Below are 12,804 nucleotides of genomic sequence, written 5' to 3'. Positions count from 1 at the left end.
TCTCCTCAGCTCGTGGCCAGCGCGCCGCTGCGCGCCAGCGAGTCCTTGAGCGCCGCCCAGCCGAGCAGCGCGCACTTGATCCGGGCGGGGTACTGCGACACACCCGTGAAGGCGGTCGCGTCGCCGAGGGCATCCTCGGCGTCGTCGTCGCCCAGGCCCTTGCCGCGGGACGACATCAGGTCGTGGAACAGGCCGTCGAGCCGCGCCACCTCGGCGAGGTCGGCGCCCTCGACCAGCGACGTCATGACCGACACGGACGCCTGCGAGATGGAGCATCCCTGCCCCTCCCAGGAAACACCCGCCACCGAACCCTCCGGCGTGACGTCGACCCGGAGGGTCACCTCGTCACCGCACGTGGGGTTCACCTGGTGCGACTCCCCCGCGAGGTGTCCCGCCACCGACGCGACGTCGACGAGCCCGCGGCCCACCGGGTGCTTCGCGTGGTCCAGGATCACCTGCTGGTACATCTGCTCGAGCGTGCTCACGACGCTGCCTTTCTGGATCTCACCGAATCAGATCTCATCGAAGAGATCACTCCACACCGAAGAACGCGCGGACCCCCGCCAACGCTTCCCGGAAGGCGACAACTTCTTCGACCGTCGTGTAGACCGACGCCGAGGCGCGCGCCGTGGCGGCCACGCCGAACCGGCGGTGCAGCGGCTGCGCGCAGTGGTGACCCACCCGCACGGCGATGCCCTTGTCGTCCAGCACCTGCCCGACGTCGTGCGCGTGCACGCCGTCGACCACGAACGAGACCACGGCGAGCCGGTCGGCGGTGTCGAGCGGGCCGATCACCCGCACGCCCGGGATGTCGGCGATCTTGAGCATCTCGGCCGCGAGCTCGGTCTCGTGCCGCGCCACTCCCGCCATGCCGAGCTCACCGAGGTACTGCGCCGCGCAGCCCATGCCGACGGCCTGGGCGACCATCTGGGTGCCGGCCTCGAAGCGCTGCGGCGGCGGCGCGTACGTGGTGGTCTCCATGGTCACGACCTCGACCATGGACCCGCCGGTGACGGTGGGCGGCATGGCCTCCAGCAGCTCGCGCCGCCCGTACAGGGCGCCGACGCCGGTGGGGCCGAGCATCTTGTGCCCGCTGAACGCGGCGAAGTCGACGCCGAGCGCGTGGAAGTCGACCGGCATGTTCGGCACGGACTGGCAGGCGTCGAGCACGGTCAGCGCGCCGACCCGCTTCGCCGCGGCGACGAGTGTGGCCACGGGCGCGATGGCACCGGTCACGTTCGACACGTGCCCGAAGGCCAGCACCTTCGTGCGCTCGGTGACGACCTCGTCGAGGGTCGAGAGATCGAGCCGGCCGTCGTCGCCCACCGGGATCCAGCGCAGGACGGCGCCCGTGCGGGCGCACAGCTCCTGCCACGGGACGAGGTTGGCGTGGTGCTCCGCCTCGGTGACCACGATCTCGTCGCCCGGCGCGAGCCGGAACGGCGCCGCGGCCTCTCCCCCGCGCCCCAGGGTCGCGTTGGAGAAGGCGTAGGCGACGACGTTGATCGCCGCCGTGGCGCCGGGCTGCCAGACGATCTCGCCCTCGTCGGCGCCCACGAACGCGGCGACGGCCGCGCGCGCCTGCTCGAACGCCTCGGTGGCCTCCTCGGCGAGCTGGTGCGCTCCGCGGTGGACCGCGGCGTTGCGCTGCTCGTAGAAGTCCACCTCGGTGTCCAGCACCACCTGGGGTTTCTGGGAGGTGGCGGCGGAGTCCAGGTACACGAGGGGCTGGCCACCCCGCACCGTGCGCTCGAGCAGCGGGAAGTCCGCCCGGACGGCGGCCAGCTCGGTGGTGGAGAGCGAGCCGGTCTCGGCGGGCTGCAGCGCCGGGTCGCCCGGACGCACGGTGGCGGTGGTCATCATGTCCCCTCGAAGTGCCTCAGCGGTCGGTCAGGCCGTGGCCGTCGCGTTCGCGCCGACGTACTTGTCGTAGCCCTCTTCCTCGAGGCGGTCGGCCAGCTCGGAGCCGCCCTCCTCGGCGATCTTGCCGTCGACGAAGACGTGCACGAAGTCAGGCTTGATGTAGCGCAGGATGCGCGTGTAGTGCGTGATGAGCAGAACGCCGACCTCGGTGTTCTCCTTGGCGCGGTTGACGCCCTCCGAGACGATGCGCAGGGCGTCGACGTCGAGGCCGGAGTCGGTCTCGTCGAGGATGGCGAAGCGCGGCTTGAAGAGCTCCATCTGCAGGATCTCGTGGCGCTTCTTCTCACCGCCGGAGAAGCCCTCGTTCACGGAGCGCTCGGCGAAGGCCGGGTCCATGCGCAGGTTCTCCATCGCGCCCTTGACCTCCTTGCCCCAGGTGCGCAGGGCGGGGGCGGTGCCGTCGATGGCGGTCTTGGCGGTCCGCAGGAAGTTCGCGACGGAGACGCCGGTGACCTCGACCGGGTACTGCATGGCCAGGAACAGGCCCGCGCGGGCGCGCTCGTCCACGGTCATCGCCAGCAGGTCCTCGCCGTCGAGCGTGACGGTGCCCGAGGTGACGGTGTACTTGGGGTGGCCCGCGAGGGCCGAGGCCAGGGTGGACTTGCCCGAGCCGTTGGGGCCCATGATCGCGTGGGTCTCGCCGCTGGCGATCGTCAGGTCGACGCCGCGCAGGATCGGCTTGGGGCCTTCCTTGGTCTCGACGCTGACATGCAGGTCGCGGATCTCGAGGGTGGGCATATCTGTTACTCCAGGGTTGCGGAAGTCAGTGGTTCAGGAGACGGGGACGGTCACGTCGATGTCGACGAGCACGCGCTCGCCGTCGACGGTCACCGGGTAGACGGGCACAGGGCGCACCGCCGGGAGCTGGACGGGCATGCCGGTCCGCAGGTCGAACTGGGAACCGTGCAGCCAGCACTCCACGAGACAGCCCTCGACCTCGCCGTCGGACAGCGAGACGGCGCCGTGCGAGCAGATGTCCGAGACGGCGTGGAAGTTGCCGTCGGCGTCGCGGGCCACCGCGACCGGGACCGGGGCGCCGTCGGCGCCGTCGAGCTCCACGAGCATCGCCTCCTCCGGTCCCAGGTCGTCGGTCATGCAGGCCAGCTGCGCGGTCATGCGGTCGGAGCCCCGGTGATGACGCTCATCGACTTCTCCAGCTCGGCCTCGATGGAGGCGAGCAGGCGCTCCTCGACCGACGGGACGCCGATCTCGTGGATGAGCTCGGCGAAGAAGCCGCGCACGACGAGACGACGGGCCTCGATCTCGGGGATGCCCCGGGCCTGGAGGTAGAAGAGCTGCTCGTCGTCGAACCGGCCGGTGGCGCTGGCGTGGCCGGCACCGGCGATCTCGCCGGTCTCGATCTCGAGGTTCGGCACCGAGTCCGCGCGCGCGCCGTCCGTGAGGACCAGGTTGCGGTTGAGCTCGTAGGTGTCGGTGTTCTCGGCGTTCGCCCGGATCAGGACGTCGCCCACCCACACGGTGTGCGCCCCGGAGCCCTGCAGCGCGCCCTTGTAGGTCACGCGCGACTTGCACTCCGGCACGGCGTGGTCCACGAAGAGGCGGTGCTCCTGGTGCTGGTCGGTGTCCGCGAAGTAGAGGCCCACCATCTCGACGTCGCCGCCCTCGGCGGTGAACTCGGCGTCGGGCGTGATGCGCACGACGTCGCCGCCGAACGTCACCACGACGTGCTTGAGCTTGGCGTCGCGGCCCAGGCGAGCACGGTGCGACGAGGCGTGCACGGCACCCTCGGCCCAGTCCTGGACGCTGACGACGGTCAGGTGCGCGCCGTCCTCGACCACGATCTCGACGGTCTCGGAGAGCGAGCCGACGCCGTTGTGGTCGATGACCACCACGGCCTCGGAGTGCCGCTCGGCGCGGACCAGCACGTGGGCGGCGGTGGCGTCGGCGGACACGCCGGTGAGGCGCACGGACGTGACGTCGGACGCGACGGCCTCTGCCGGCACGGTCACGACGGTGGCCTGCTCGAACGCGTTCCACGCGGTGACGGCGGTGCGGTCACCGGGCTTGCCGGCGGTGCCGAGGCGGGCGTCGTCGCGGGCGACGGTCTCCACCTTGACCTCGGGGGCGGCGGTCACCTCGACCGTGACGCCCGAGGAGCCGAGGTCCGACTGGAACAGCGGCTGGAGGCGGTCGGCCGGCGAGAAGCGCCACTCCTCCTCGCGTCCGTTCGGTACGGGGATGTCCTCCAGGGAGAAGGACGTGAGGCGCTCGGCTCGGGAGCCCTGGGGCTTGACGGCGCCGTGGGAGTGGGCGCCGTCGGCAACAGCGCGCGAGTGATCGGTCGTGAGAGTCATGTCAGCCGACGGACCCTTCCATCTGCAGCTCGATGAGGCGGTTGAGCTCGAGCGCGTACTCCATGGGCAGCTCGCGCGCGATGGGCTCGACGAACCCGCGCACGATCATGGCCATGGCCTCGGTCTCCTCCATACCCCGGGACATGAGGTAGAACAGCTGGTCCTCGCTCACCCGCGAGACCGTGGCCTCGTGCCCCATGGACACGTCGTCCTCACGGACGTCCACGTACGGGTAGGTGTCGCTGCGGGAGATCTGGTCCACCAGCAGCGCGTCGCAGAGGACGTTGGACGCGGAGTGGGAGGCGCCCTCGAGCACCTGCACCAGCCCGCGGTACGACGTGCGGCCGCCGCCGCGCGCCACGGACTTGCTGACGATCGACGACGACGTGTTCGGTGCCGCGTGGACCATCTTGGCGCCGGCGTCCTGGTGCTGGCCCTCACCCGCGAAGGCGATGGACAGCGTCTCGCCGCGGGCGTGCTCGCCCAGCAGGTAGATCGCCGGGTACTTCATGGTGACCTTCGAGCCGATGTTGCCGTCGACCCACTCCATGGTGGCGCCCTCGGCCGCGGTGGCCCGCTTGGTCACCAGGTTGTACACGTTGTTCGACCAGTTCTGGATCGTCGTGTAGCGCACGCGGGCGTTCTTCTTGACGACGATCTCGACCACGGCCGAGTGCAGGGAGTCCGACGTGTAGATCGGCGCCGTGCAGCCCTCGACGTAGTGCACGTAGCTGCCCTCGTCGGCGATGATCAGCGTGCGCTCGAACTGGCCCATGTTCTCGGTGTTGATCCGGAAGTAGGCCTGCAGCGGGATCTCCACGTGCACGCCCGGCGGCACGTAGACGAACGAGCCGCCCGACCAGACGGCCGAGTTCAGCGCGGCGAACTTGTTGTCGCCCGACGGGATGACCGTGCCGAAGTACTCCTGGAAGAGCTCCGGGTAGTCGCGCAGGCCGGTGTCGGTGTCGACGAAGATGACGCCCTGCTCCTCCAGGTCCTCGCGGATCTGGTGGTAGACGACCTCCGACTCGTACTGCGCGGCGACACCCGCGACGAGGCGCTGCTTCTCCGCCTCCGGGATGCCGAGCCGGTCGTACGTGGCCTTGATGTCCTCGGGCAGCTCCTCCCAGGAGGTGGCCTGCTTCTCCGTGGACCGCACGAAGTACTTGATCTTGTCGAAGTCGATGCCCGACAGGTCGGAGCCCCAGCTCGGCATCGGCTTCTTGCCGAAGAGACGCAGCGCCTTGAGACGCTGGTTCAGCATCCACTCGGGCTCCTTCTTCAGGGCCGAGATGTTGCGGACCACGTCCTCGTTCAGGCCACGCTGGGCGATCGCGCCGGCTTCGTCGCTGTCGTGCCAGCCGTACTCGTACGCGCCGATGCTGGCGATGATCTCGTCGTCGGAGCGCTGCTCTGGCGCTTGCGTTTCTGCGCTCATCACTTTCCTTCGGTGGGGGTCGTCGCAGGGAAGAGTCTCGGGCCGCCCGTGCCCTGATGGGCCGAGGCGGTCACGGGGATGTTGGTCGTGCAAGCGTGCGCGCCGCCGGCGATCGTCGCCAGCCGTTGCACGTGCGAGCCCAGCAGCTCGCTGAACGCGCGGGCCTCCTGCTCGCACAGCTCGGGGAACTCCTCGGCCACGTGCTGGACCGGGCAGTGCCCCTGGCAGAGCTGGACCGCGGGCGCCACGACACCGGCCGTGGGGCCGGTCAGCGGCGCGGGCACGGGCCGTACGGAGGCGGCGTAGCCGTCCGCCGACAGGAGCTGGACGAGCTGGGCGGCGCGGCCCTCGGCGTCGGGGGCGGTCAGGTGCGGCGCGTAGCTGCGCGCCACGGCGTCGAACCGCTCCTTGGCGAAACCCGCCACGGCCGCGCTGCCGCCCGTCTCCTTGAGGAACCGCAGCACCTGCCGGGCGATCTCCTGATAGCCGCCTGCCAGCTCGGACTGGCCACCGCTGGTGACCACGTACCGGCGGGCGGGACGCCCGCGGCGCGGGGCGCCCGACGGCGTCGCCTCGTGGACGGTGATCTTGCCGTCCTCCTCCAGGAGGGTGAGGTGCCGGCGCACGGCCGGGGCGGTCAGCCCCAGCACCGTGGCCAGCGCACCCGCCGTGACCGGACCGCGCGAGGCGACGAGCTCGAGCACGCGCCGCCGCGTGGTGCCGTCCGTCTCGTGGCTCGCCGCGTGCCCGGTGGACACCTGTGCTGTCGCGCTCATGCTGGTCACCTCCTCGTCCGTCGGTCCGGGGGCAGACCTCACCCGGGGTGCACGCCTTCGTAGACGCCAATCCTTTTGGGAACATCCTTGTTCCCTAATTCGAGATGCGCAAGGAAGGCGACCCTCAGTTGGGGTGGATCGCGACACATCTCACACGCCCGGTCCACACCCAGGTCACGCCCGACGACGCGGCCGGTGCGCGCCGCCGCCTACGATTGTGCGGTGCCCCTGTCCGACGCGCCCGCGATCGACCCCGCCCAGGCGGCCACCGCGAGCGCCGCCACAGCCAGCCCCGCCGGTGCCGACCACGAGGTCGCCGTCCAGGTGCGCGGGCTCGTCAAACGCTATGACGGCCGCGCCGTCGTGGACGGCCTCGACCTGATCGCCCGCCGCGGCGCCGTCACCGCCGTCCTGGGCCCCAACGGCGCCGGCAAGACGACCACCATCGAGTGCTGCGAGGGCCTGCGCTCCCCTGACGGCGGCACCGTCCGCGTGCTCGGCCACGACCCCGTGTCCGACGCCCGCGCGCTGCGCCCCCGCGTCGGCGTCATGCTGCAGGACGGCGGCCTGCCCACCGGCGTGCGCGCGCTGGAGCTGCTGCGGCACGTCGCCGCCATGTACGCGGCGCCGCGTCCCGTGGACGAGCTCGCCGAACGCCTCGGCCTGCACGGCTTCGCGCGCACCACCGTGCGCCGCCTGTCGGGCGGGCAGCGGCAGCGCGTGGCGCTCGCCGCGGCGGTGGTCGGGCGCCCCGACGTCGTCTTCCTCGACGAGCCGAGCGCGGGCATGGACCCGCAGAGCCGGCGCGCCGTGTGGGACCTGGTCCGCGAGCTGCGGGCCGACGGCGTGGCGATCGTGCTGACCACGCACCTGATGGACGAGGCGGCCGACCTGGCCGACCACGTGCACGTCGTGGACCACGGCCGCGTGATCGCGTCCGGGAGCGTCCGCGACCTGACGGCCGGGAGCGGCACCGGCCCGGGCTCGATCCGGGTGGAGGCGGCCGCGGGGCTGGACCTGGCACCGCTGCGCGCCGCCCTCCACTCGTTGAGTGCTGGGCATTTGTCGGCCGAACAGGCCGCATCCCCACAGATGCCCAGCACTCAACGAGAAGGCGAGTGGGTGGTGGGCGAGAGCGAGGCCGGCGTGTACACCGTGACCGGGGCCGTGGACCCGGCGGCCGTCGCCGCCGTGACCGGCTGGCTCGCCGGGCAGGGCGTGCTCGCCCGGTCGGTCACCACCGGCAGCCGCACCCTCGAGGACGTGTTCCTCGACCTGACGGGGAGGAACCTCCGATGAGCGCGCCCAGGGTCGAGCCCGGCTCGCGGGCCGAGCCCGTCGAGACCACCCCCGCCGCCGCACCCGCCCTCCGCCGGATCGCCGCCCAGGCGTCCTTCGAGACGCGCGCGATCCTGCGCAACGGCGAGCAGCTGCTCGTGACGATCGTGCTGCCCGTGCTGGTCCTGTTCGCGCTGGTGCGCACGTCGTTCATCGACCTGGACACGCACGGGTTCTCGCGGGTCGACTTCGTGACGCCCGGTGTGCTCGCGCTGGCCGTCATGTCGACGGCGTTCACGTCGCAGGCGATCGCCACGGCGTTCGACCGGCGCAACGGCGTGCTGCGCCTGATGGCGACGACGCCGCTCGGCCGGTCGGGGCTGCTGGCGGGCAAGGTGCTCGGCGTGCTCGCCGTCGAGGTGGTGCAGGTGGTCGTCATCTGCGGCGTCGCCGTGACACTCGGCTGGCGGCCCGAGCTGGGCGCGCTGCCCGCCGTCGTCGGCGCAGGGCTGCTGGGGACCGCCGCGTTCACGGCGCTGGCGCTGCTGCTCGCCGGGACCCTGCGCGCCGAGGGCGTGCTGGCCGTGGCCAACCTGGTGCTGGTGCTGCTCACCGTGGGCGGCGGCGTGCTGCTGCCCGCACAACAGCTCGCGGGACCGCTGTCGCACGTGGCGGTGCTGCTGCCGTCCGGAGCGCTGGGCGAGGCGATGCGCGGCGCACTGCTGTACGGCGCCGTGCCCCCGTTCTCCGTGGTGGTGCTGCTGGCCTGGACCGCCGCGCTGGGCGCGGGCGCGGCCCGGCTCTTCCGCTGGCACTGAGCTCGTCCGCCGGCACCGGCGGGAAACTACTTACCGCACACGCATACCCGACCGGTATGACCTTTTCGTGAGGTTGGCGGGTGAAATTTGCCCATTTAGGGTTCACTTCACCTACATTCCCCAGGGAGGCAGCGTGACTTCCACTCACAGCAACCGTCGTCGGCTGATCGTCGGTGCCGGTATAGCGATCGCCCTCGCGGCGGCTCCGGCGGCAGCGGCCATGACCTCGGCGGCACCGGACGAGGCGCCCGCGCCCGTCGCGGGCGCGCTGATCGAGGACTCGTACATCGTGGTCCTCAAGGACAGCGATGTCAGCAGGAAGCAGGTCCGGAGCGCGGCGAGCAGCCTCGTGCAGGAGTACGGCGGCGAGGTGCGCCACTCGTACACCAACGCGGTGCGCGGCTTCTCGGCGTCGATGTCGGCGGAGCAGGCCGAGCGGCTCGAGGCGGACCCGTCCGTCGCCTACGTGGAGCAGAACCGGGTGATGACCGCGTCCGACACGCAGTCACCGGTCCCCTCCTGGGGTCTGGACCGCATCGACCAGGAGGCCCTGCCGCTCGACGACTCCTACACCTACGGGAACTCGGGCTCGGGCGTGACGGCGTACATCATCGACACCGGCATCCTGAACAGTCACGAGGACTTCGGCGGCCGCGCGGTCAGCGGCACCGACACCGTGGACGGCGACGACGACGCGACCGACTGCGCGGGCCACGGCACGCACGTCGCGGGCACCGTCGGCGGCTCGGCCCACGGCGTCGCCAAGGACGTCTCGCTCGTCGGCGTGCGCGTGCTGGACTGCTCCGGCTCGGGCAGCTTCGACGGCGTGATCGCCGGCATCGACTGGGTCACGGCCGACCACGAGGCCGGCGCGCCCGCGGTGGCCAACATGTCCCTGGGCGGCGGTTTCTCGCAGGCCGTGAACGACGCCGTCTCCGCGGCCGTCGCGGACGGCGTCACCTTCGCGCTGGCCGCCGGCAACGACTACGCCGCCGACGCCTGCGACGGCTCGCCGAGCTCCACCCCCGAGGCGATCACGGTGGGCGCCACCGAGGACACGGACGCCCGCGCGGTGTACTCCAACATCGGCACCTGCGTGGACATCTTCGCGCCGGGCACCGACATCACGTCGGCCTGGTACACCGGTGACAGCGACACGAACACCATCAGTGGTACCTCGATGGCCACGCCGCACGTCGCGGGCGCCGCTGCGCTCGTGCTGGGCGGCAACCCGAGCGCCACGCCGGCCGAGGTCGGTGACGCCCTCACCGGCGCCGCCGTGCAGGGCGCCGTGACCGACCCGGGCACCGGTTCGCCGAACCTGCTGCTCAACGTCAGCGGTCTCTGACCGCCCGACTCCTCCTCGTCACGTGTCAGACGCTCAGGTCACCCCGGTGATCTGAGCGTCTGACACGTCTGTGGCGTTCCTGACAGGTAGTCGGCAAAGAATCACACCTGGTGCGGGACCAGCACGGGAGGCAGCGCCGCCGTCGGGCACTAGCGTGGGACCCGTGACCGCACCCGCCGCCCCCACCTCCTGGATCGACGCGCTCCCCGGCCGCGTGGACCGCTTCCGGCACTGGACCCGTGCCGTCCTGATCGCGAACCTGATCGGCCAGATCGGCATCATCGGGACCGGCGGCGCCGTACGCCTGACCGACTCCGGCCTGGGCTGCTCCACCTGGCCGCAGTGCGAGCCGGGCAGCTTCACACCGGTGTTCCACGAGGCCACCACCCTGCACCCGTACATCGAGTTCGGGAACCGCACGCTGACGGGCGTCCTGGGTGTCGTCGCGGTGCTGCTGGCGGTGCTGGTCTGCACGGACCTGAAGCGCACGGCGTCGTACCGCATGCTCGGCCTGGTGCCGATCGTTGGCGTGATGATGCAGGCGCTGATCGGCGGCATCGTGGTGCTGCTCCACCTGCACCCGGGCTGGGTGTCCCTGCACTTCGGCGTCTCGGGTGCGCTGGTCGCGGTCTCCCTCTACATACTGCACAGGCACGACGAGGGCGACGGAGCCCCCCGCCTCGTGGTGACGCCACAGGTGCGCAACGTGGCCTGGGTGCTGGCCGGGCTCACGGCCGTCGTGGTCGTGCTCGGCGTGCTGACCACCGGAGCGGGCCCGCACAGCGGCGACGCCGAGGTGGGCTACCGCATCGCCGTCGACCCGGCGCTCCTGACCAAGTGGCACGCCGCCGCGGTATGGATGTTCCTGGTCGCCCTGGTCGCCTTCCTCGTGGCGGTCCGGCGCGGCCCGGCCGAGGTGCGCCGGGCGGCCCTGACCCTGCTCGTCATCACGCTGGCGCAGGGCCTGATCGGGTACGTGCAGTACTTCACCGACCTGCCCGAGCTGCTCGTCGGGCTGCACATGATCGGTGCCGCCGCGCTGATCGCCGGGACAACGCGTGTGTGGCTGACGACGCGGGTGCGCTGACGGCGCGGGTGGGCCGTCCGACCGGAGCTACGTCACTTTCCGGTCGCCGCCCACCAGCCCGTGGTCGTACGCGGCGATGACGAGCTGCGCCCGGTCGCGGGCATGCAGCTTGGCGCGCAGGCTGCCGATGTGGGACTTGACCGTCCCCATGGAGATGGTGAGCGCCCGGGTGATCTCGTCGTTCGAGAGTCCTCGGCCCACCTGGGCGAGCACCTCGGTCTCGCGGTCGGTGAGGACGCCGGGCCCACGCACGCGCTCTGGTGCGGTGCGCCCCGCTGGTGCGCCACGGCCACCCGCCGAGTCCTGGGGCGGGTCGTGGCCCGTGCGCCGGTTGTCCGGCAGCACCGGTCCGTCCAGGTAGTGCGCGACGAGCCGGGTGAGGATGCTCGGCGCGAACAGGGACTCGCCGGAATGGGTGCGCCGGATCGCGTCGACGAGCCGCTCGGGCTCGGCATCCTTGAGGAGAAAGCCGCTGGCACCGGCGCGAAGGGCGGCATGGACGTAGTCGTCCAGCTCGAACATGCTCAGCACGAGCACGCGAGTTCCCCGCAGCCCGGGGTCGGCGAGGATGCGCCGGGTCGCGTCGATGCCGTCGCCCTCGGGCATACGTATGTCCATGAGCACGATGTCGGGTCGCAGCTCGGTGGCCCGCGCGACCGCGGCGTCGCCGGTGCCGGCCTCCCCGACCGCGGCGAGGTCCGGCACGCCGTCGACGACGGTCCGGAGACTGTGGCGGATCAGCGGCTGGTCGTCCACGACGAGCACCCTGACGGGGGCCGTCATCGGCGGGGGCCCCGGTCCATCGGGCCGCCGGACGGATGGTCCGGCAGGCGTGCGACCACCCGGAAGCCGGCTCGGTCGGCACCGGGACCGGCTCCGGGGCCGGCTCCGTCGGTGCCGGCACCGGCGTGCAGCGTGCCGCCGAGCGCGGCCACCCGCTCGCGCAGACCTGCGAGGCCCTGGCCGGCGCCCGGGTGGGGATACCAGCCGGCTACGGGGCCGTCGTCCTCGACGGTCAGCACGATCGCGTCGGCCTCCCGGAGCACGGCGACCCGGGCGGCGGTCGGTCCCGCGTGCCGCGCGATGTTGGCGAGCGCCTCGCGGACGACCACGCACACGGTCAGCTGTGCGCCCGCGGACACGTCGCCGAGGTGGTCGAGCTCCAGGGTCACGTCGACGCCGGCGACCCGCGCGGAGTCGACGACGCCGGGCAGGTCGGTGAGCGTCTCGGCCGGCCGCAGCGGCGCGTTCTCGCCGCCCGGTGTGCGCAGCACGGTGAGCATGCGACGCAGCTCGGTCGTGGCCGCCCGGCCGGCCTGTTCGATGTCCGCGAGCGCCCGGGCGTGCTCGACCTCGCCGGCGGGGCCGGTCAGGGTCCGGGCGGCCGCGGCACGTACGGTGATGAGGCCCAGCCCGTGGGAGGCGAGGTCGTGCAGATCGCGCGCGATGCGCAACCGCTCGGCCTGGGCGGCGCGCTCGGCGGCCCAGGCAGTCAGTTCGTCCTCGTAGGCGCGGCGCTGGCGACCCGTGCGGACGAGCGCCCAGACCATCACGCCCAGGGCGATCCCGGCCGCCCCGAGCACCGTGACCAGCACGGCGACGGGCTGCTGGACGCCGGTGGCGGCCAGCGACAGGCCGAGGACCGCGAGCACGATGGTGGCGGTCAGCCACGCACGTGAGCGCAGTTCGGGGCGGGCGGTCGAGTCCATCGCCCGAGTCTAGGTTTCCGTCCGCCGGCGCACATCGGACCTGGGTCTGACGGACCACGGGCCGAGTCGATGCGTGGAGACCGGACCTGGGTCCGATGACGCCGTGGGGTCG

At 72.1% G+C, this 12,804-nt stretch carries 13 protein-coding genes; 4 read left to right on the top strand and 9 right to left on the bottom strand.

Annotation, left to right across the window (positions count from 1 at the left end):
• Positions 1-5 precede the first annotated feature (5 nt).
• From sufU to ACH47X_RS19875, 7 genes are read right to left on the bottom strand one after another with little or no spacing between them, the layout of a single operon-like run.
• A complete protein-coding gene (sufU, locus tag ACH47X_RS19905) occupies positions 6-485 on the bottom strand; it encodes a Fe-S cluster assembly sulfur transfer protein SufU (protein WP_036960046.1) in 480 nt (159 codons plus the stop codon).
• Positions 486-531: 46 nt separating this feature from the next.
• The gene (locus ACH47X_RS19900) at positions 532-1,860 is read right to left on the bottom strand and encodes a cysteine desulfurase (RefSeq protein WP_397406257.1); all 1,329 of its coding nucleotides are present in this window, start codon (positions 1,858-1,860) and stop codon (positions 532-534) included.
• A 30-nt stretch (positions 1,861-1,890) separates the two neighbouring features.
• The gene (gene sufC, locus ACH47X_RS19895; RefSeq protein ID WP_020012944.1) at positions 1,891-2,661 is read right to left on the bottom strand and encodes a Fe-S cluster assembly ATPase SufC; all 771 of its coding nucleotides are present in this window, start codon (positions 2,659-2,661) and stop codon (positions 1,891-1,893) included.
• A gap of 33 nt (positions 2,662-2,694) precedes the next feature.
• Complete coding sequence (locus tag ACH47X_RS19890; RefSeq protein ID WP_036960045.1) at positions 2,695-3,039, bottom strand: non-heme iron oxygenase ferredoxin subunit; 345 nt, start codon at positions 3,037-3,039, stop codon at positions 2,695-2,697.
• Positions 3,036-4,238 (bottom strand): Fe-S cluster assembly protein SufD, encoded by a 1,203-nt coding sequence (gene sufD / locus ACH47X_RS19885; RefSeq protein WP_036960044.1) that lies wholly within the window; start codon positions 4,236-4,238, stop codon positions 3,036-3,038. The genes ACH47X_RS19890 and sufD overlap by 4 nt, the downstream gene beginning before the upstream one ends.
• 1 nt (position 4,239) lies before the next feature.
• Positions 4,240-5,676 carry a Fe-S cluster assembly protein SufB gene (gene sufB / locus ACH47X_RS19880; protein ID WP_020012941.1) on the bottom strand — a complete coding sequence of 479 codons (1,437 nt, stop codon included), beginning with the start codon at positions 5,674-5,676 and terminating at the stop codon, positions 4,240-4,242.
• Positions 5,676-6,452: a helix-turn-helix transcriptional regulator gene (locus ACH47X_RS19875; RefSeq protein WP_397406256.1), complete on the bottom strand. Its 777-nt coding sequence runs from the start codon at positions 6,450-6,452 to the stop codon at positions 5,676-5,678. Before ACH47X_RS19875 ends, sufB begins: the two co-directional genes overlap by 1 nt.
• A gap of 222 nt (positions 6,453-6,674) precedes the next feature.
• On the opposite strand from ACH47X_RS19875, the gene ACH47X_RS19870 reads away from it, so the two are divergent.
• From ACH47X_RS19870 to ACH47X_RS19855, 4 genes are all read left to right on the top strand, one after another.
• Complete coding sequence (locus ACH47X_RS19870; RefSeq protein ID WP_397406255.1) at positions 6,675-7,751, top strand: ABC transporter ATP-binding protein; 1,077 nt, start codon at positions 6,675-6,677, stop codon at positions 7,749-7,751.
• The gene (locus tag ACH47X_RS19865) at positions 7,748-8,548 is read left to right on the top strand and encodes an ABC transporter permease (protein WP_397406254.1); all 801 of its coding nucleotides are present in this window, start codon (positions 7,748-7,750) and stop codon (positions 8,546-8,548) included. The genes ACH47X_RS19870 and ACH47X_RS19865 overlap by 4 nt, the downstream gene beginning before the upstream one ends.
• Positions 8,549-8,681: 133 nt before the next feature.
• The gene (locus ACH47X_RS19860) at positions 8,682-9,896 is read left to right on the top strand and encodes a S8 family peptidase (RefSeq protein ID WP_397406252.1); all 1,215 of its coding nucleotides are present in this window, start codon (positions 8,682-8,684) and stop codon (positions 9,894-9,896) included.
• A 163-nt stretch (positions 9,897-10,059) separates the two neighbouring features.
• Positions 10,060-10,983, top strand: a complete 924-nt coding sequence (locus ACH47X_RS19855; RefSeq protein ID WP_397406251.1) for a heme A synthase — start codon at positions 10,060-10,062, stop codon at positions 10,981-10,983.
• A 27-nt stretch (positions 10,984-11,010) separates the two neighbouring features.
• Here ACH47X_RS19855 and ACH47X_RS19850 read toward each other — a convergent pair whose 3' ends face one another.
• Both ACH47X_RS19850 and ACH47X_RS19845 read right to left on the bottom strand, forming a co-directional pair.
• Complete coding sequence (locus ACH47X_RS19850; RefSeq protein WP_397406250.1) at positions 11,011-11,766, bottom strand: response regulator; 756 nt, start codon at positions 11,764-11,766, stop codon at positions 11,011-11,013.
• Positions 11,763-12,692 (bottom strand): sensor histidine kinase, encoded by a 930-nt coding sequence (locus tag ACH47X_RS19845; RefSeq protein ID WP_397406249.1) that lies wholly within the window; start codon positions 12,690-12,692, stop codon positions 11,763-11,765. Before ACH47X_RS19845 ends, ACH47X_RS19850 begins: the two co-directional genes overlap by 4 nt.
• Positions 12,693-12,804: the final 112 nt, after the last annotated feature.

This window comes from Promicromonospora kroppenstedtii (assembly GCF_044389675.1).
Classification (GTDB): domain Bacteria; phylum Actinomycetota; class Actinomycetes; order Actinomycetales; family Cellulomonadaceae; genus Promicromonospora; species Promicromonospora kroppenstedtii.
The sequence above is the reverse complement of the archived record's forward strand: the minus strand, read 5'-3'. Positions and strand labels throughout refer to the sequence as shown.